This is a genomic window from Streptomyces lasiicapitis, from assembly GCF_014646335.1.
Lineage (GTDB): Bacteria > Actinomycetota > Actinomycetes > Streptomycetales > Streptomycetaceae > Streptomyces > Streptomyces lasiicapitis.
In genome coordinates this window covers 1-19,181 of the sequence record NZ_BMNG01000021.1, presented here as the reverse complement: position 1 = coordinate 19,181, position 19,181 = coordinate 1, and the positions used below count along the sequence as shown (strand labels likewise).

General features: G+C 71.1%; 15 protein-coding genes and 2 pseudogenes. 6 read left to right on the top strand and 11 right to left on the bottom strand.

The features are described 5' to 3' along the window. Nucleotides 1-119: 119 nt before the first annotated feature. On the top strand, nucleotides 120-1,790 hold the full coding sequence (gene cimA, locus IEY91_RS36495; RefSeq protein ID WP_229697467.1) for a citramalate synthase: 1,671 nt from the start codon (nucleotides 120-122) through the stop codon (nucleotides 1,788-1,790). Nucleotides 1,791-1,837: 47 nt separating this feature from the next. On the opposite strand, the pseudogene IEY91_RS36490 reads toward cimA, so the two are convergent. Continuing rightward, nucleotides 1,838-3,316: pseudogene (locus tag IEY91_RS36490) on the bottom strand (glycoside hydrolase family 30 protein); the annotation flags it as partial. 218 nt (nucleotides 3,317-3,534) lie between these two features. On the opposite strand from IEY91_RS36490, the gene IEY91_RS36485 reads away from it, so the two are divergent. Continuing rightward, nucleotides 3,535-4,896, top strand: a complete 1,362-nt coding sequence (locus IEY91_RS36485; protein ID WP_189177214.1) for a hypothetical protein — start codon at nucleotides 3,535-3,537, stop codon at nucleotides 4,894-4,896. A gap of 27 nt (nucleotides 4,897-4,923) precedes the next feature. On the opposite strand, the gene IEY91_RS36480 is transcribed toward IEY91_RS36485, so the two are convergent. Continuing rightward, complete coding sequence (locus IEY91_RS36480) at nucleotides 4,924-5,466, bottom strand: hypothetical protein (protein ID WP_164320224.1); 543 nt, start codon at nucleotides 5,464-5,466, stop codon at nucleotides 4,924-4,926. A 74-nt stretch (nucleotides 5,467-5,540) separates the two neighbouring features. Beyond that, nucleotides 5,541-6,140: a YceI family protein gene (locus IEY91_RS36475; RefSeq protein ID WP_164320222.1), complete on the bottom strand. Its 600-nt coding sequence runs from the start codon at nucleotides 6,138-6,140 to the stop codon at nucleotides 5,541-5,543. Between the two features lie 290 nt (nucleotides 6,141-6,430). Between IEY91_RS36475 and IEY91_RS36470 the strand changes: the two genes are divergently transcribed. From IEY91_RS36470 to IEY91_RS36455, 4 genes are all read left to right on the top strand, one after another. Continuing rightward, nucleotides 6,431-6,970 (top strand): toxin-antitoxin system HicB family antitoxin, encoded by a 540-nt coding sequence (locus tag IEY91_RS36470; RefSeq protein WP_164320219.1) that lies wholly within the window; start codon nucleotides 6,431-6,433, stop codon nucleotides 6,968-6,970. Between the two features lie 66 nt (nucleotides 6,971-7,036). Further along, the gene (locus IEY91_RS36465; protein ID WP_189177213.1) at nucleotides 7,037-7,876 is read left to right on the top strand and encodes a DUF4097 family beta strand repeat-containing protein; all 840 of its coding nucleotides are present in this window, start codon (nucleotides 7,037-7,039) and stop codon (nucleotides 7,874-7,876) included. 550 nt (nucleotides 7,877-8,426) lie between these two features. Next, nucleotides 8,427-10,019 (top strand): acyl-CoA carboxylase subunit beta, encoded by a 1,593-nt coding sequence (locus tag IEY91_RS36460; RefSeq protein WP_189177212.1) that lies wholly within the window; start codon nucleotides 8,427-8,429, stop codon nucleotides 10,017-10,019. 60 nt (nucleotides 10,020-10,079) lie between these two features. Then, nucleotides 10,080-10,271, top strand: coding sequence for an acyl-CoA carboxylase subunit epsilon (locus IEY91_RS36455; protein ID WP_164320213.1), 192 nt, complete (start codon nucleotides 10,080-10,082; stop codon nucleotides 10,269-10,271). Between the two features lie 83 nt (nucleotides 10,272-10,354). Here IEY91_RS36455 and IEY91_RS36450 read toward each other — a convergent pair whose 3' ends face one another. From IEY91_RS36450 to IEY91_RS36415, 8 genes and pseudogenes are all read right to left on the bottom strand, one after another. Continuing rightward, entirely contained in the window at nucleotides 10,355-10,939 is a 585-nt protein-coding gene (locus tag IEY91_RS36450) for a GTP-binding protein (RefSeq protein WP_030361923.1), read from the bottom strand. After that, the gene (locus IEY91_RS36445; protein ID WP_164320211.1) at nucleotides 10,920-11,543 is read right to left on the bottom strand and encodes a DUF742 domain-containing protein; all 624 of its coding nucleotides are present in this window, start codon (nucleotides 11,541-11,543) and stop codon (nucleotides 10,920-10,922) included. Before IEY91_RS36445 ends, IEY91_RS36450 begins: the two co-directional genes overlap by 20 nt. A 62-nt stretch (nucleotides 11,544-11,605) precedes the next feature. Further along, nucleotides 11,606-12,019, bottom strand: a complete 414-nt coding sequence (locus IEY91_RS36440; RefSeq protein ID WP_030361925.1) for a roadblock/LC7 domain-containing protein — start codon at nucleotides 12,017-12,019, stop codon at nucleotides 11,606-11,608. 10 nt (nucleotides 12,020-12,029) lie between these two features. Continuing rightward, complete coding sequence (locus IEY91_RS36435) at nucleotides 12,030-15,380, bottom strand: sensor histidine kinase (protein ID WP_189177211.1); 3,351 nt, start codon at nucleotides 15,378-15,380, stop codon at nucleotides 12,030-12,032. Between the two features lie 341 nt (nucleotides 15,381-15,721). After that, complete coding sequence (locus tag IEY91_RS36430) at nucleotides 15,722-16,324, bottom strand: GTP-binding protein (protein ID WP_164320207.1); 603 nt, start codon at nucleotides 16,322-16,324, stop codon at nucleotides 15,722-15,724. Then, a complete protein-coding gene (locus IEY91_RS36425) occupies nucleotides 16,305-16,712 on the bottom strand; it encodes a DUF742 domain-containing protein (protein ID WP_030566846.1) in 408 nt (135 codons plus the stop codon). The genes IEY91_RS36430 and IEY91_RS36425 overlap by 20 nt, the downstream gene beginning before the upstream one ends. A 149-nt stretch (nucleotides 16,713-16,861) precedes the next feature. Continuing rightward, on the bottom strand, nucleotides 16,862-17,275 hold the full coding sequence (locus IEY91_RS36420) for a roadblock/LC7 domain-containing protein (protein WP_016641908.1): 414 nt from the start codon (nucleotides 17,273-17,275) through the stop codon (nucleotides 16,862-16,864). A gap of 9 nt (nucleotides 17,276-17,284) precedes the next feature. Beyond that, nucleotides 17,285-19,181: pseudogene (locus IEY91_RS36415) on the bottom strand (hypothetical protein); the annotation flags it as partial.

Sequence of the window (19,181 nt, the reverse complement as noted above, 5' to 3'; positions counted from 1 at the left end):
GCGAGGGGTCTTTTCGTTTTCCGGCCCACCCACAGCCGGGAAAAGGAGCGCGAGGGATCATGGGGGTGGTGGAGCCGGTCATTCCGGTAGACCGACATCCGACACAGGAGCCAGACAGCATGACGGAAACCAGCAAGCCCGACGATTCATCCCCTGTGCCCGGCAATGTGGCCGACGATTCCTTCCAGGTGGACGACTCCTTCCACGTGTTCGACACGACGCTGCGCGACGGCGCGCAGCGCGAGGGCATCAACCTGACCGTCGCGGACAAGCTGACCATCGCCCGGCATCTGGACGACTTCGGCGTGGGCTTCATCGAAGGCGGCTGGCCCGGCGCCAACCCGCGCGACACCGAGTTCTTCGCCCGCGCGCAGGCGGAGATCACGTTCAAGAACGCCCAGCTCGTCGCGTTCGGCGCGACCCGCCGCCCCGGCGCCAAGGCCGCAGACGACCCGCAGGTCAACGCGCTGCTCGCGTCCGGCGCCCCGGTGATCACGCTGGTCGCCAAGTCGCACGACCGGCACGTCGAGCTGGCCCTGCGCACCACCCTCGACGAGAACGTCGAGATGGTCCGCGACACCGTCTCCTACCTGCGCTCCCAGGGCCGCCGCGTGTTCGTCGACTGCGAGCACTTCTTCGACGGCTACCGCGCCAACCCCGAGTACGCGAAGGCGGTCGTGCGGGCCGCCGCCGACGCGGGCGCCGACGTCGTCGTGCTCTGCGACACCAACGGCGGCATGCTCCCCGCCCAGGTCCAGGCCGTCGTCGCCACCGTCGCCGCCGACACCGGCGCCCGGCTCGGCATCCACGCGCAGGACGACACCGGCTGCGCCGTCGCCAACACCCTCGCGGCCGTCGACGCGGGCGCCACGCACGTGCAGTGCACCGCCAACGGCTACGGCGAACGCGTCGGCAACGCCAACCTGTTCCCGGTCGTCGCCGCGCTGGAGCTGAAGTACGGCAAGCGGGTCCTGCCCGACGGCGCGCTGCGCGAGATGACCCGCGTCTCGCACGCCATCGCCGAGGTCGTGAACCTCACCCCCGCCACCCACCAGCCCTACGTCGGCGTCTCCGCGTTCGCCCACAAGGCGGGCCTGCACGCCTCCGCGATCAAGGTCGACCCCGACCTGTACCAGCACATCGACCCCGAACTCGTCGGCAACCGCATCCGCATGCTGGTCTCCGACATGGCGGGCCGCGCCTCCATCGAGCTCAAGGGCAAGGAGCTCGGCGTCGACCTCGGCGACGACCGCGAACTGATCGGCCGCGTCGTCGAGCGGGTCAAGGAACGCGAACTCCAGGGCTACACCTACGAAGCCGCCGACGCCTCCTTCGAACTCCTGCTGCGCGAGGAACTGCGCGGCCCGGAAGGCGGCAAGACCCCACGCCGCTACTTCCGCACCGAGTCCTGGCGCGCCATCACCGAGGACCGCCCCGACGGCACGCACGCCAACGAGGCCACGGTGAAGGTGTGGGCCAAGGGCGAGCGGATCGTGGCGACCGCGGAGGGCAACGGCCCGGTCCACGCCCTCGACCGGGCGCTGCGCGTGGGCCTGGAGCGGATCTACCCCCAGCTCGCCAAGCTGGAGCTGGTGGACTACAAGGTCCGCATCCTGGAGGGCAAGCACGGCACGTCCTCCACGACCCGGGTGCTGATCTCCACCACGGACGGCGACGGCGAGTGGTCCACGGTCGGCGTCGCGGAGAACGTCATCGCCGCGTCGTGGCAGGCCCTGGAGGACGCGGTCACCTACGGCCTGCTGCGCGCCGGGGTCGAGCCGGCGGAATAGCCCGACCCCGGCACGCCGGACGTCAGCTCTTCCGGACGTCAGCTCTTCCAGGTGAACGTCGCCGACGTCTTGCCCGGCAGCGAGTAAGTCGCGTGCTGCCCGCCCCAGTTGACGGTGACCGTCTTCGCCGATGCGGAGTCGTTGTAGGCGATCAGTGCCTTCGTGCCGTCCGTGTTACGCCAGGCCACGTTCGGCACGTCCGAACTGGCGGTGGAGGCGACGCGGGCGGCACCCGGCTGCACGAACTTCGTCAGGTGCCCCATCGTGTAGTACTCGATGGTGTAATCGACCTGCCCGTGCCGCCCGTCGCCGTTGTGCACGGTGATCAGCCCGTCGCAGGTGCCGCAGCCGCCGTTGTGCGGACCGCGGTTCTGGTCCACGGCAAGCGACCACTTCGTCACCGACTTCGCCCAGTTCCGGGTGTAGTCGATGATGTTCATCATGTCCTCCCGCTGCTGATTGCCGATCCAGGTGCCGCCCGAGTGCTCGGTCTGGAAGGCGTCCAGCTGCGGATACTTGTTGTGGATCTCGGTCTGCTTCTGCACGTTGCCGCCGTAGCCGTGCCAGGCGATCCCGCCGAAGTTGGGGTGCGAGCGCACGGCGGCGTCGTCGACGGTCTGGGCGGCGTACGCGTCGTAGGTGTCCCAGTTCCAGTCGTGCGCGAGGACCTTGGTGGGCAGGCCCGCGCCCGCGAGCTTCGGAAGCAGCTCGTTCTTCGTGAAGTACGCGAGCCCGTTGCCGTTCCAGCTCATCGACGGGTAGCCGTTGCAGCAGGTCGGCTCGTTCTGCGCGGTGACGTAGTCGACGGGCACGCCGTTGTCGCGCCAGGCCTGGAGGTACTTCACGAAGTACCGGGCGTACGTCCCGTAGTGCTCCGCCTTCAGCCAGCCGCCGTTGAGCTGCCCGTTGTCCTTCATCCAGGCCGGGGCCGTCCAGGGTGAGGCGACGGTCGTCAGCTTCGGGTTGAGCTGCTTGGCCTGCTTGGTGAGCGGCAGCACGTCCTGGAGGTCGTGCGCGATCGAGAAGCGGGCGAGGTTCGGGTCGGTCTGCCCGGCGGGCATGTCGTCGTAGGTGTAGCCGAAGCGGGCCAGGTCGGAGCCGCCCATGGGATTGCGGATGTAGGAGAGCCCGATCCCCTCGGTCGGCGAGAACAGCTTGCGCATCGTCTCGTCGCGCTTGGCCTGGGTGAGCGCTCCGCTGCCGTCCATCAGCCAGGCCGCGGTGTCCGTGAAGGAGGCGCCGCCGCCGGTGAAGGTCTGGAAGCGGGAGTTCTCGTCGACGGTGATGTTCGTGCCGCCACCGCCCGTGCCGGGCTGGAAATTGACCGGGGTCTGCGGCTGCAGCCCCCGGGTGACATGGCGGCCGCCGCTGTCGTCCGTCGTGGTGAGCCAGATGGAGACCTGCTCGCCGGCCGCCTGCGCGGGGGTGGCGCCGAGGCCGGTGAGCCCGGCGGTGGTGAGGATTCCGGCGGCCAGGAAGCGGGTGATCCGGGTGGGCCCATAGGGGGAGGGGGTGGGTCTGCGCATGGGACGTTCGCCGCCCTTCGTGGGGTCGGGTCGGAGAGCCATGGCGAGTGTCATGGCTACGTCATGCCTTAGTTCAAGGCGTGAGTTAACTGCCGCCCCAAGGACCCGTCAAGACTTCAGGAGCCGAACGCGGAAAACGCTTTCGGGGGCGCGGGTGCGGAACGCTTTCGGTGACCACCGGAGGGAACGTTTCGGCCGCGGAGGAGTTAGCGTGAAGTATGAGGCCCACCAGGCAGGCGGCGTCGCGGCTGACCCTGATCCTGTCCGGACTGCTCCTGGCCCTCGGCGCCACGCTCACGGCGGCGCCCGGAGCCCAGGCCGCGACGGACGTCCAGGCGGTGGCGGACGCCTTGAAGAAGAATCCGGTGTACGTCGACGACGCGGCGTCCGCGCAGCTCTCCGCGGCGGACGCGAACGCCCTCGCCGACAAGATCAAGAAGGCCGACAAGCCGGTGTTCGTGGCGGTACTCCCCGCCTCCTTCCCCGGCCGCGACGACCTCTTCCAAGACCTGCGCACCGCGACCGGCGTCACCGGTCTGTACGCCGTCCGCCTGGGCGACCGCTTCGACACGAGGGCGGACGCCTCGGTGCTCTCCAGGAACGCCGCCTCCAACCTCTCCTCGCTCGTCCAGGGCGAGGACGCGAAGTCCCAGCTCAACGACTTCGTCGACCAGGCGCTCCCGCAGACCTCCGGGTCGGCCCCCGCCTCCTGGGGCGGATCCGCTAGCGATGACGGCGGGGCGCCCGTCGGGGCGCTGATCGGGCTCGGCGCGGTGGTGGTCGCGGGCGGTGCCGGCGCCTACGCGATCGCCCGCAGCAAGCGCCGCAAGCACGAGGACGAGCAGCGCGCGGCCCTGGAGAAGCTGCGCGTCGTGGTCGACGAGGACATCACCGCCTTCGGCGAGGAGCTGGACCGGCTCGACTTCCACCCGGCGGAGGCCGGCGCGGACGACGCCATGCGCGCGGACTACGAACGCTCCCTCGACGCCTACGAGAAGGCGAAGTCCTTCATGGCGTCGGCGGAGCGGCCCGAGCAGGTGCGGGCGGTCACGCAGGCCCTGGAGGACGGCCGGTTCTCGCTGACGCTGCTCGCCGCCCGCCGCGAGGGGCGCCCGCTGCCCGAGCGCCGGGCCCCCTGCTTCTTCGACCCGCGGCACGGCCCTTCCGTGAAGGACGCGGAGTGGACGCCCGCCGAGGGCGCGCCCCGCGAGGTGCCCGTGTGCGCGGCGGACGCCGTGCGTCTGGCCGACGGCGCCGACCCGATGGCCCGCACCGTCGTCACCGACTCCGGCGAGCGACGGCCCTACTGGGAGGCCGGTCCCGCGTACGGCCCCTGGGCGGGCGGCTACTTCGGCGGCGGCCTGCTGCCGGGCCTCCTGGTCGGCACGATGCTCGGCACGATGATGGCGAGCCCGGCGTACGCCGCCGGTTACGGCTCCGGGTACGGCGACTTCGGCGCGGGCGCCGGCTACGAGGGCGGCGACGTGTCCGGGGCGGACTTCTCCTCCGGGGACTTCGGGGGCGGGGACTTCGGAGGCGGCGGATTCGGGGGTGGGGGCGACTTCGGGGGCGGGTTCTGAGGGCCTTCGGCTGATCCGGGCCGGCGTTCAAGCGGCCGGTGGCCTGCGGGAGGGGAGTTCCCAGCGGCCCGAGTGGCCCGGCGGCAGGCCCAAGTCGTCGCGTACGGCCGCGTAGTAGCCCTCCCGGGCGATCCGCTGGCGGACGAGGAGCTCCGCCCACGCCTCCGGGTCGTGCGCGCCCGTGCGCAGGAAGCGTTCCATCTCGATCACCACGACCACCCACACCCGCGCCTTCGCCACCACCGGTACGGCGCCGAGCAGCAGCAGCGCCTCCCCGGCGGGGTCGCGCGCGTCGGCGGCCTCGGCCAGGTGGGGCTCGGCGTCCGTGGCGGACAGGGGGTGGGGATGCGGGTCGTTGCCCTGGTGGGCGGCGATCCGGTAGGTCAGCGTGACGGTCTGCTTGAGCACGCGCGCGTACTCGGTGTAGACCGCCAGTCGCCGTTCCTCCCAGCGTGACTCGCGCTCCCGGCGGAAGCGCACGCGCTCGCCGCGCATGACGGCGACGTACGACCCCATGGCACCGATGACCACGCCTATGAGGGCAGGCAGTTGCGACATGAACTCGGACACCGGCGAACGGTATCCGACCCCGTGTCGTGCCTGCCCGGAGAGGCGTTCTGTCTGACGTTCCGTCAGGCGGTGCGTCAGGCGGCGTTCTTGATGGCCGAGATGTCGAAGTTGAGCTTGATCTTGTCGGAGACGAGGACGCCGCCGGTCTCCAGGGCCGCGTTCCACGTCAGGCCCCACTCCGAGCGCAGGATCTCCGCCTTGCCCTCGAAGCCGACGCGCTCGTTGCCGAACGGGTCCTTCGCGGCGCCGTTGAACTCCAGGTCGATGGTCAGCGGCTTGGTGGTGCCGAGGATCGTGAGGTCGCCGGTGATGCGGTAGTCCTCGCCGCCCAGCGCCTCGGCCTTGGTGGAGCGGAAGGTCATCTGCGGGAACTCGTCGGTCTTGAAGAAGTCCGCGCTCTTGAGGTGGCCGTCGCGGTCCGCGTTGCCCGTGTCGATGCTGTCCATCGTGATGTCGAGGGAGGCCGTCGACGCGGACGGGTCGGCGCCGTCCAGGTGCAGGGCGCCGGTGAACTCCTGGAAGGAACCCTTGACGTTGGTGACCATCGCGTGCCGGGCCACGAAGCCGATCGCCGTGTGCGCGGGATCCAGCGTGTACTCACCGGTCAGCGCGGCGAGCTCCGGGGCGGGCGCGGCTGCGGTGTTGGTGTCGTCCTTGCGGCTGAAGATTCCCATGACCTGCTCCTGAGTTTGTCGGGGTCGAAAGTTGTTTAGCTTTCAACGAGATTGACTGTAGCGCTGTTCTGTTCAATCTTCAACATAAAGCGGGGCGTGTCGAGGCGATTACGCGTCGCGTGTGAACGGGTGGGGCCGCATGGGTCAGTTCCGGCCGCCGGATCTGACGGATGGTGGCGCTATGTATGGCGCCACGGGCGCGGGTGGCCGAAGTCGCTGAAGAGGGCGTTTCGGTGATTTTGGGCCGTTAAGAACTTGCTATGGCGCCATTGTGATGCCATAGTGATGCCATGAATCTCACGCCGTATGTCGACCAACTCCGGCAGGAGCTCGCGGTCGCCGCAGAGGCCGGTGGTGAGGATGCTCGCGCGATCGCCGAGCGTCTGATCGCGCCGCTCGAGTCGGCCACCCGGCTCACGATGCTGAACGTGCTGTCCGCGGCCATGGACGAGATTACCCGAGACCTGGCCCCCGGCTCCGTCGACGTGCGCCTGCGTGGCGGCGACCCGGACTTCGTGGTGACGCCCGCGCCGACCGCCGAGGGCTTCGAAGTGCCGCCCATGGACGTGCGGTTGGCCCGGCCCGTGCCCGCCCCGGCCCCCGCGTCCGTGCCGGAGCCGGAGGAGGGCGGCACGGCCCGGATCAACCTCCGGCTCCCGATGCACCTCAAGGCCCAGGCCGAGGAGGCCGCGGCCGCCGAGAGCCTGTCGGTCAACGCCTGGCTGGTCCGCACCGTCGCCGACGCCCTCAAGCAGGGCGACGCGAGCCGCCAGCCCGCGTCCCCCGGGACCCAGGGCTCGGGCAACAGCTATACGGGATGGGCGCGTTAGCCACCCGCGGCTCCCGGTGGAGGGGGCCGGCGCGATCGGACGACCCATCAGGATGAGGAAAGCCCCATGCCAACCTTCGACACCGCCAAGCCCGTCTACGCCTCGGTGATCCTGGAGGTCGGGTCGCTGCGGATCACGGCGTCCGACCGCGCCGACACCGTCGTCGACGTGCGCCCCACCACCGATTCGCGCCAGGCCGACGTGCGGGCCGCCGAGCAGACCCGGGTCGAGTACGCGAGCGGGCGGCTCCTGGTGAAGGGGCCCAAGGACCGTTCGCTGTTCGGCAAGGGCTCGTCCGTCGACGTGGAGATCGCGCTGCCGGAGGGCTCCCACCTCCAAGTGACCACCTCCATGGCCGACTTCACCACCACGGGCCGCCTCGGTGAGTGCGAGGTGAAGACCTCGGCCGGGGACCTCCGGGTCGAGTGGGCGGGCTCGGTGCGCCTGCACACCGGGTACGGCCAGGTCCTGGTCGACCGCGTGGAGGGCCCGGCCGACGTCACCACCGCGTCCGGCGCGGTGCGGCTCGGCACGGTCGGAGGCTCCGCCGTCATCAAGAACTCCAACGGCCCGACCGACGTCGACGAGGTCACCGGCGACCTCCGCGTGAAGGCGTCCAACGGCATCATCTCCATCGGCCGCGCGCACGCCGACGTCAGCGTCAGGACGGCCAACGGCGCCATCCGGGTCGCCGAGGTCGCGCGCGGCAGCGTCGTCCTGGAGACCGGCATGGGCCGGCTCGACATCGGCGTCCGCGAGGGCACCGCCGCCTGGCTCGACGTCCGGACCAAGGTGGGCGCCGTCCGCCAGTCCGTCGGCTCCTCCGAAGGGCCCGGCGACTCCGGCGAGACGGTGCAGGTGCGCGGGCGCACCGGGTCCGGGGACATCCAGATCCACCGGGCGTGAGGGGGTCTCCGCCCCGCTTCCGCCGGGCCCCCGTGGCGGGCGTACGGACGGCGGCAGGCGCGGCGCCCAGGTGCCGCGGACGGCCCGGGACGGCCTCGGGAGCGAGCCGGGGAGAGGCCCGGAAGCGGGCAGGAAGCGGTGCTGAAAGGTGCCGCGAGGCCTCCGAAGGCACCCACGAGCACCCCTCCCGGCCGCCCCGCCGGTTGTCGGGCCCCGCCAATTCAGCGAATGGTCAGCTCGTGGCGGTATCCTCCGTCGCCCGCGTCGGCACACGTGCGGGACCACGAGGTCCGGCCGGGCATCCTGCGATGACCGCCGGGGCACGTAAGCTGCTCCGGCGCGATGCCCCCGGCGACACCCGCCCGAGCCGCCGATGTGAGCCGAGTCTCATCCGGGCCGCTTGTGGAATCCCTACAGCCGAATGGGCCTCTGAGCAGTCACTTCGGCTGCACTCCGGCACGCTTCTGTCCGGGGGTGCCAGGAAAACGGTCCGGAGACTGTGCAGAGTCGACGGTCCTTTTCCCCTCGGGTCCTTCGTAAGGTCGAGAGCATGACCGTTTTGGACGAAGCTGGATCTTCGGCGGGGGAGCCCACCGACGCGCGGGGCCGAGTGGCCGAATTGGCCGAGATCCGTGCGCAGGCGCTGGCGGGACCCAGTGAGAAGGCGACCGAGGCGCAGCACGCCAAGGGCAAGCTGACCGCGCGCGAGCGGATCGGGCTCCTTCTCGACGAGGGTTCGTTCCAGGAGGTCGAGCAGCTGCGCCGGCACCGCGCCACCGGCTTCGGCCTGGAGGCGAAGAAGCCGTACACGGACGGTGTCATCACCGGCTGGGGCACCGTCGAGGGCCGCACGGTCTTCGTGTACGCCCACGACTTCCGCATCTTCGGAGGCGCCCTCGGCGAGGCGCACGCCACGAAGATCCACAAGATCATGGACATGGCGATCGCGGCCGGTGCGCCGCTCGTCTCCCTCAACGACGGCGCGGGCGCCCGTATCCAGGAGGGCGTCTCCGCCCTCGCCGGCTACGGCGGCATCTTCCAGCGCAACACCAAGGCGTCCGGCGTCATCCCGCAGATCAGCGTGATGCTCGGCCCGTGCGCGGGCGGCGCGGCCTACAGCCCGGCGCTCACCGACTTCGTCTTCATGGTCCGCGAGACCTCGCAGATGTTCATCACCGGACCGGACGTGGTGCGCGCGGTGACCGGCGAGGAGATCTCCCAGAACGGCCTCGGCGGCGCGGACGTGCACGCCGAGACCTCGGGCGTCTGCCACTTCGCGTACGACGACGAGGAGACCTGCCTCGCCGAGGTCCGCTACCTCATCGCGATGCTCCCCTCGAACAACCGCGAGAACCCGCCGGTGGCCGCCTCCGACGACCCCGCCGAGCGCCGCGGCGACGTCCTCCTCGACCTGGTCCCCGCGGACGGCAACCGTCCGTACGACATGACGAAGGTCATCGAGGAACTCGTCGACGACGGCGACTACTTGGAGGTCCACGAGCGCTGGGCGCGCAACATCATCTGCGCCCTCGCCCGCCTGGACGGCCAGGTCGTCGGCATCGTCGCCAACCAGCCGCAGTCCCTCGCGGGCGTCCTGGACATCGAGGCCTCCGAGAAGGCGGCCCGCTTCGTCCAGATGTGCGACGCCTTCAACATCCCGATCGTGACCCTCCTCGACGTACCGGGCTTCCTGCCCGGCGTCGACCAGGAGCACGGCGGCATCATCCGCCACGGCGCCAAGCTGCTCTACGCGTACTGCAACGCGACCGTGCCCCGCATCTCCCTGATCCTGCGCAAGGCCTACGGCGGCGCCTACATCGTCATGGACAGCCAGTCCATCGGCGCGGACCTGACGTACGCCTGGCCGACGAACGAGATCGCCGTGATGGGCGCCGAGGGCGCCGCCAACGTCATCTTCCGCCGCCAGATCGCCTCCGCCGAGGACCCCGAGGCCATGCGCGCCCGCATGGTCAAGGAGTACAAGGCCGAGCTGATGCACCCCTACTACGCCGCCGAGCGCGGCCTCGTGGACGACGTGATCGACCCGGCCGAGACCCGCGCCGTGCTGATCAGCTCGCTGGCCATGCTGCGCAACAAGCACGCCGACCTGCCCTCGCGCAAGCACGGCAACCCGCCGCAGTAGCCGGCGCACCCCTGAACTTCCCTGTCCCGCCTTGCAGTACCCACAAGGAGAACGCTGCACATGACTACTCCCGACATCCGCGTCGAGAAGGGCCACGCCGAGCCCGAGGAGGTCGCGGCCCTCACCGCCATCCTCATCGCCCGTGCCGCCGCTCAGCCCGCGGCCCCCGCCCGCCGCGGCCGCGACAAGGCCGGCTGGCGCCGCCTGGAGCGCACCCCCGGCTTCCGCGCCCCGCACAGCTGGCAGGGCTAGCCACCACGGCCCTCAGCGGCCCCCTGAACGCGTCTGGGCCCCGTACTCCTCGGAGTACGGGGCCCTCGTGCGTGGGGAAGTACCTAGCGCAGTCGCGCCATCAGCGCGTGCTCGACCAGAGTGATCAGCGCGCTCTTCGCGTCCGCGCGGTGGCGGGCGTCGGTGGTGATGATGGGGGTGTCCGGGCCGATCTGCAGCGCCTCGCGGACCTCGTCGGGCGTGTACGGCTGATGGCCGTCGAAGCCGTTGAGGGCGATGACGAAGGGCAGGCCCGAGTTCTCGAAGTAGTCGACGGCGGGGAAGCAGTCGGCGAGCCGCCTCGTGTCGACAAGGACGACCGCGCCGATGGCGCCACGGACCAGGTCGTCCCACATGAACCAGAACCGGTCCTGGCCGGGCGTGCCGAACAGGTACAGGATCAGGTCCTGGTCCAGGGTGATGCGGCCGAAGTCCATGGCGACGGTGGTCGTCGTCTTGTCTCCGGTGTGGGTGAGGTCGTCGATGCCCGCGGACGCGGACGTCATCACGGCCTCGGTGCGCAGCGGGTTGATCTCAGAGACCGCCCCGACGAACGTGGTCTTGCCCACGCCGAAGCCGCCCGCCACCACGATTTTCGCGCTGGTGGTGGAGCGGGCTGTTGCTCCGCCGCTAGAGCTTGCGAAGTCCACTGAGCACCCTTTCGAGCAGTGTCACGTCTGGCTGACCGCCGGCGGACTCGTCGCCGCCGGGCTGATGGATGGCGACAAGACCGGCCTCCGCCAGGTCGGCGACGAGGATCCGGGCAACGCCGAGGGGGATGGAGAGCAGGGCCGAGATCTCGGCCACCGATTTGATCTCGCGGCACAGGTTGCAGATGCGCTGGTGTTCCGGCAACTGCCCCTGCAGTTGATGCGGTTGTGCGGTGGTGTGCACCAGCGCCTCGATGGCGAGCTGGTAGCGGGGCCTGGTGCGGCCGCCCGTCATCGCGTACGGACGCACCAGTGGGTTGGACGCGGCCGGTGCGGGCGCCGGCTCCGGGGAGCGGCGTTGCGGCTGCACCGGCTGGATCCGGGGTGCGTAAGGCTGGTCGTACGGGCTGGGGCCGGGCGCCTGGGGGCCCGGCTGCCGGTACGGCGGCTGGCGGCGATGGCTGGGCGCGGAGGGGAAGTTGTACCGGTTCTGCGAACCGTCACCCTGGCCCTGGCCGTGGCCGGAAGGCCAGTTGGCCGAAGACGAACCGTCTGGGGGTGTTGCAGCCACGTACTCCTCCTCCGAAACTGTGCTCGGCACCATCACTGTGGAGCCGCGTCCCGAAACCTTACGGTGCCGGGACGCGAATACGCACCGTCTGTCTGTCAGTTGAGCAGGCTCCCCTGAAGCTCCGCGCGCAGGTCCGGAGTGAGAACTGTGCCCGCACGGTCGACGAGAAGTGCCATCTCGTACCCAATGAGACCGATGTCCGCCTCTGGGTGGGCGAGTACGGCCAGGGACGAACCGTCAGAGATGGACATGATGAAGAGAAATCCCCTCTCCATCTCCACAACGGTCTGGGTCACGGAGCCGCCCTCGAAGATCCGGGAGGCCCCGGCCGTGAGGGAGGTCAGACCCGACGCGACGGCCGCGAGCTGATCGGCTCGGTCGCGCGGGAAACCTTCGGACATCGCCAGAAGGAGTCCGTCGGCGGAGACCACCACGGTGTGGGACACCCCGGGGGTGTTGTCCACGAAGTTGGTGATCAACCAGTTCAGGTTCTGCGCCGCCTGGCTCATCGGGCTCACACTAACGCTCCTGGTTGTAGGTGCTATCAGGGCTGAAGCCCTGGCCATTCGTGTCACTGCCCGCGCTGCGGCCTCGCTGGACGCCGCGGCGCAGGTTGCTCAGCCTGCCCCGTACTTCCTCGGGGTCGCGGGAGACCTGGGGGCCGCCCTGCGGGGTCTGTTCCGCGGTGCCCTCGACCAGGTTGGCCTTGGGCACCCGCCGCGGCAGCCCGGACGAGGTGACCCCGCCCGCCTTCGGCTCCCGCAACTGCTCGGCGCGCTGCCAGCGGTCGTCGTTGGACGAACGCCAGCCGGGACCCTGCTGCTCGCCCTGCTGCGCTTCGCCCTGCAGACCGTCGTGGCTCTCGCCGTTCGGGCTCTCCTGGTGTGGCGCGGCGGGGGCGCTTCCGTTGCCGTTCGCGGCGGCGCTGCCACGGCGCGGAAGGCCCGCGTCGGTCAGCTGATGAGCGGCACTGGACGGACTCGACGGAGCCGACGGGGCCGGCGAGGCAGGTCCCGGACGGTCGAAGCCTACGCGGTCGTGCTCACCCGCGTCAGTCGCCGGAGCCGATTCCGCTTCGGGAGCGTAGCCGTCCTGGTACCCGTCCTGGTAACCGTCCCGCAAGGGCCAGTCGTCCTGGTGGGACCGCTCCGGGTAGGTGGCGAAGGGCTCCTGGACACCGCCCGTACGAGCGTCGTGGCCGGCGTGGCCGTCCTCCGATTCGGCGGCATAGGTGTCCTGGTAGCCGTCCTGCGTCGTGTAGTACGACTCGTCGTACGCCTGCCCGCCCTGGTCGTAGGTCGGCTGCTGGTCGTAGCCGCCCTGGCCCTGGTCGTAACCGGCCGCCTGCTGCCCGTCGTACGCGGCCTGCGCCGGGTCGTACGCCGTGTGCTGGTCGTCGTAACCGGTGTGCTGGGCGTGCTGCTCCTCGTAGCCGCCCTGCGGCTGCGCGTAGCCGGACTGCTGGTCGTAGCCGTCCTGCGCGCCGCCCTGGACCTCGTCGCGGAACAGCGGGCGCTCCGCGCCGTTCGGCTGGCCGGTGTGGGCCTGTGCCTCCAGGGCGGCCCTGCGCTCCTCGCGCATCAACGAGCGGCCGACCGGGTCGAGTTGACCGCCGGTCTCCTGGCCTTCGCCCTGGTAGCGGCTGTCGTCGAAGCCCAGCTCGGCGGCCGTGCGCAGCGGCTCGACCTCGGGGACCTGCTGCTCCGGGATGATCGAGGAGACCGTGAACTCGGAGTCGTGCGGCTGGTGGTCGCCACCGCCACCGTGGGTGATGTTGTCCGGCAGCATGACGAGCGAGGTGGTGCCCGCCTGCTCGCCGGAGGGGCGCAGCTGCACGCGGATGCCGTGCCGGTCGGACAGGCGGCCGACCACGAACAGGCCCATGCGCTGCGAGATCGCGGCGTCCACGGTCGGCGGGTTGGCCAGGCGGTGGTTGATGTCCGCGAAGTCCTCGGCGGTCAAGCCGATGCCCTTGTCGTGGATCTCGACCATCACGCGGCCGTCCGGAAGACGGGTCGCGGTGACCCTGACCTTGGTCTGCGGCGAGGAGAACGTCGTGGCGTTCTCCAGGAGCTCGGCGAGCAGGTGCACGAGGTCGGTCACGGCGAGCCCGTGGATCTCGGCCTCGGGGACGCCCGACAGCTCGACGCGCTCGTACTGCTCCACCTCGGAGGAGGCGGCGCGCAGCACGTCGACGAGCGGTACCGGCTGGTCCCAGCGGCGGCCCGGCTCCTCGCCGGAGAGCACCAGGAGGTTCTCGCCGTTGCGGCGCATGCGCGTCGCGAGGTGGTCCAGGCGGAACAGGGACTCCAGCTGGTCCGGGTCGGCCTCGTTGTTCTCCAGGTCGGTGATGAGGGTCAGCTGGCCCTCGATCAGCGACTGGTTGCGGCGCGAGAGGTTGGTGAAGATCGCGTTGATGTTGCCGCGCAGCAGGGCCTGCTCGGAGGCGAGCCGGACGGCCTCGCGGTGCACCTGGTCGAAGGCGCGGGCGACCTCGCCGATCTCGTCCGTGGAGGTGATCGGGATGGGCTGTACGCGGGTGTCCACGCGGCCCGGGTCGGTGCGCGAGAGCTGGTCGACGAGCATCGGCAGGCGCTGCTCGGCGATGCCGAAGGCGGCGGTGCGCAGGCTGCGCATCGAGCGGCTCATCTGGCGGGCCATGAGGCCGGCCAGGATGAAGGCGGCGAGCAGGGCGACCACGACGATCGCGCCGGTGATGAACGCGTCGGTCTTGGCGTCGTCGGCGATGCCGGACGCCTCGTTCACCGCCTTGTCCGCGAGGTCCGCCTCGATGGTGCGGTACGCGTCGAACTTGAGGCTGGTGGCGGCCCACAGGGCGGGGGCGGTGATGCCCTTGCCCGCCAGTTCGACCCGCGCGCTCGGCTGGGTGGAGCGCAGGCCCGAGATGAGGCCGACCGACTTCTCGCCGCTCGGCATCGGGACGTACTTCTCGCCCTTGGCGCGCGCGGCGGCAGCGGCCTCCTCGGACTGCTTCTCACCGGCGGCCGTGAGGTCCTTCTTCGCGTTCTCCAGCTTCCGGACGTCCGCGGGGGTGCCGCCGCCGGTGTACTCCTGGATGGCGATGTTCTCCAGGTACACGTACGAGGAGAAGGCGATGCGCTGCCGGGACAGGTCGGTCTGCGTCGGGCCCGGCTCCACCAGGATGTGGGTGCCGATGGAGCGCTGCAGGGAGAGCGCGGCCTTGGCGAGCGAGACCGCGTAGACGGTACGGCCGTAGGACGTGATGTTTCCGGTGCCGAGGCCGAGCTCGTTGGCGAACTCCATCAGCGGGTGCTGGATGCCGACGTACGCCTCTTCGGTCTGGACGCCCGGGAGCTTCTTGGTGTACGCGGCCGCGCGCAGGCCCGCCAGCTTCGGCTCGACCTTGCGGAAGCCGTCCAGACGGCGCTCAAGGCCTTCCTTGTTCGGCATGTCCTTGGCGGCGTCGTCGAAGGCGGTGGCGGCCAGGTCGGTGGCCTTGCGGGCCTTGACCACGGCCGAGTCGTTCTTCTTGCCCTTGAGCAGCGGCGCGGCGGAGATGTCGCGCTCCTCGATGAGGCGGTTGCCGTAGTCGAGGGAGGCGCGCACCAGACGGGCGGTGGCCTCGGCGTCGCGGGCCTGGTCCCAGGTGTCGATGGCGCCCTTGACCTGGAAGCCTCCCATCACGAGCCCGACGAGCACGGGTATGAGGAGGATCGCGTTCAGACGGGTCGGCACGCGCCAGTTTCTGGGCGACAGCCGACCGCCGGAGGCGGCCTGCGGCTCGCTGCCCGGTACGTCCGCGGACGGCGCTGCAGCGCGCGGCGGCGGGGTGAAGTTGCCCCGCGTGTCCCGGTCCGGGGATGCGGGGCTCGTCTTGCTTCGCCTCACTCGACCAACAACCTCTCGGCGGCGGCTCCTGCGCTGGTGCCGCTGTCGTCTCCAAAGGCCCGTGCTACTGGGCAGTTCAGCGCATTCCAGCACGTCAGGCGGTGCTCTTCCAAACAGTGGGAAAGAAGAGTTCCGAGTGGTGTAAGCCTCAGATAAATCGGTCATAAAGAGCGAGCCCCGCCAAAAGGCGGGGCTCTTGTGAGCACAGCGGCACCGGCCGACCGCGATGTGTCGCGGGGCCGGTGCAATTCTCTGTCGAAACGTTATGAACACGGCAGGCCTCCGTGTCAAAGGACACAGATCGTTCCGTGCGCTCTACGACAACTTCCGTATGATCCCGCCTACTTGAGTCGTGCCATGAGTGCGTGCTCGACCAGCGTGATCAGGCCACTCTTTGCGTCCGCACGGTGGCGGGCGTCGGTGGTGATGATGGGCGTGCCGGGGCCGATCTGGAGCGCCTCGCGGACCTCGTCGGGCGTGTACGGCTGATGGCCGTCGAAGCCGTTGAGGGCGATGACGAACGGCAGGCCGGAGTTCTCGAAGTAGTCCACCGCCGGGAAACAGTCGGCAAGACGCCGGGTGTCGACGAGCACGACCGCGCCGATGGCACCGCGCACCAGGTCGTCCCACATGAACCAGAACCGGTCCTGTCCGGGCGTGCCGAACAGGTAGAGGATCAGGTCCTGGTCGAGCGTGATGCGGCCGAAATCCATCGCCACCGTCGTGGTGGTCTTGTCACCGGTGTGCGTGAGGTCGTCGATGCCCGCGGACGCGGACGTCATCACGGCCTCGGTGCGCAGCGGGTTGATCTCGGAGACCGCGCCGACGAACGTGGTCTTGCCGACGCCGAAGCCGCCCGCCACCACGATCTTCGCGGACGTGGTGGACCGGCCGGCGGAGCCGGAGTCCGCGAAGCCGCCTCCGTCAGAGCTTGCGAAGTCCACTGAGCACCCTTTCGAGCAGTGTCACGTCGGGCTGGCCGCCGGCGTTCTCGTCGCCGCCGGGCTGGTGGATGGCGACGAGCCCGGCCTCGGCCAGGTCGGCGACGAGGATGCGGGCCACACCGAGCGGCATCGAGAGCAGCGCCGAGACCTCGGCCACCGACTTGACCTCACGGCACAGGTGGCAGATCCGCTGGTGCTCCGGGAGCAGCCCCATGAGCTGGGCCGGGTCGGCCGTGGTGCTGACCAGCGCCTCTATCGCGAGCTGGTAGCGGGGCCGGGTCCGGCCGCCGGTCATCGCGTACGGACGCACCAGCGGCTGGTCGCCCTCAACTCCGTACCCGGCATGGGAAGCACCGTACGGGTCGTGAGAGGCGGTGGGCGGGTTCATGGATCCTCCGGGCGGGACAGCAGTTGTCTGCGTTCCGTCTGACAGAGCCGGGTGGGGGCATGACTGGCGGCCGGACGGTGGTCGGGACGTTCGGTCGGTTCGCTCGGACGGTGGGGCGGCCGAGAGGGGCGGTTGGCCCGGGGGCCGCGCTAGTGGAGCAGGCTGCCTTGGAGTTCGGCGCGCAGGTCCGGCGTGAGGACGGTGCCCGCGCGGTCGACGAGGAGCGCCATCTCGTAGCCGACGAGGCCGATGTCGCACTCCGGGTGCGCGAGCACCGCGAGCGACGAGCCGTCGGAGATGGACATGAGGAACAGAAAGCCGCGCTCCATCTCCACCACGGTCTGGGTGACCGCGCCGCCCTCGAAGATCCGGGAGGCCCCGGCCGTGAGGGAGGTCAGACCGGAGGCGACGGCCGCGAGCTGGTCGGCGCGGTCGCGCGGGAAGCCCTCGGACATCGCGAGAAGCAGGCCGTCGGCGGAGACCACGACCGTGTGGGACACCCCGGGGGTGTTGTCCACGAAGTTGGTGATCAACCAGTTCAGGTTCTGTGCCGCCTGGCTCATCGGACTCAACTAACGCTCCTGCTGGTGAGTGGGGAAACTGCCGGTCTGGCCGGTACCGGCCTGGCGACCCTGCTGGATGCCCCGACGGAGATTGGTCAGCCGGCCGCGCACTTCTTCGGGCGCGCGCGAGACCTGCGGACCCGTGCTGTCCTGTGCCTGCTGTGCGGTGCCTGCCACGAGGTTCGCCCGTGGGACGCGGCGCGGCAGCCCGGAGGTGGTGACGCCGCCCGCGGAGGGCTGACGGACGCGCTCGGCCTGGCGGCCGAGTTCGTCGTTCGGAGTACTGCGCCAAGCGGTGTTGCTGGTGTTGCCGGTAGTGCTGCTGGTGTTGTTGCTCGCGTTGGTGCCGCCCGCGGCCGGAGCCGGGGCCGGTCCCGCGCCGCCGCGCTGCGGCAGCGGGGGAGTGGCGGGGCCGTTCGGCCGGCCCTGCGCGGACCCGGGGCGCTGCGGAAGCTGCTGCTCGCGCTGCCCGAACGGCTGCTGGGGGGCCTCGGTCCTGGAGGCCTGCTCCGGGCGACGGCCGGGATCGGCGCCGTTGCCGTGCTGCGGGGCCTGCGGGTTCGGGGCCTGCGGCTGCTTGTTACGACGGGGCTGGGGGCGCTGGGGCAGGCCCGGGTGGCGCGGCTCGGCCTGACGGTTCCGCTGCTCGGCCTGCCGGTTCTGCTCGGCTTGCTGGGCTTCGGCCTGGGCCTGCTGCTGGGCCTGTGCCTGCTGAGCCTGTGCCTGGCGCTCCTCCTGAGCCTGCCGCTCCTGCTCGGCCTGCTGCTGCGCCTGCTGCGAGAACCAGTTGGTCTCCAGCGTGTCGTACAGCGGCGTACGGCCGTCCAGCGGGCCGGACGCGGGCGGCAGGGCCTCGGTCTCGCCCGGCTGCTGCGACTGCTGCTGGGGCTGCTGCGACTGCGGCTGCTGCGGGGCTTGGGGGAGCTGGGCCTGCGGGCGCTGAGGGGCGGGCGGCTGCTGGCCCTGGTTCTGGCCCTGGGAGCCGGGCTGCTGCGGGGCGCCCTGGTTGCGGTCGCCACCCTGACCCTGGCCGCGGCGCGGCGCGGGCGGACGCGGCACGTTGAACTCACCGGTGCCGTGCGGGGTCTGGCCGCCGCCCGGGTTGCCCTGGGCGGGGCCGCCGAAGACGTCCGAGCGGACGAACTCGCCGGTGTTCTGCCCGCCCGGGGCCTGCGGAGCGCCGCCCTGGCCGGACGTGCCCGGGGGCGGCCCGTCGAAGTCGGGCCGGTCGAACTGCGCGGTGGAGCCGGGGCCCTGCCGGTCGTCGGCGAGGCCCGCGGGGGTCGCGAACTGGCCGGTGGACTCGGGCTCCTCGTGGCCGCGCGGGGTGTCGAAGGGCTCGCGCGCGACCTGCGGCTGCGCGTTCTCGTCGCTCCAACTGGGCGTACGGGGCTGCTGGTTGCCGCCGGGCAGCTCGGCACGCGGCCCGCCGCGCGGCGGAAGCTGCGGCCTGCGGCCCTGGTCGGAGCCGGAACCCGAGCCGGAACCCGTTCCCGGACCCGCCTCGTTCGTACGCTGCTGCGGCACCGGAGGCTGCGGCATGCCGCCACCGGAGCGGCTGCCCTGCGAGAAGCCGGGGCGCGGCGACTGCGGGGACTGCGGGTTCTGGGGGAGCTGCGGGGCCTGCGGCCGCTGCGCTCCGGGACCGGAGAGATTGGCGGGCCCGGTCGCACCCGTGCCGCCGCCGGGACCGGACGCACCGGCTCCCGCGAGACCGCCAGGCGCCACCGGCGCCCCGGCCGACGGCGAGCCGGCCGAAGGACCCTGGGCCCCGCCGCGCGCGGGCAGTGCCGCACGCGGTCCGGGACCACCGGCCACTTGACCGCGCTGGGCCCCGGCGCCGGGACCGACCTGACCGCCACGCGCACGCGCGGCGCCGCCGAGTCGGGCGGCCACTCCGCCGCCG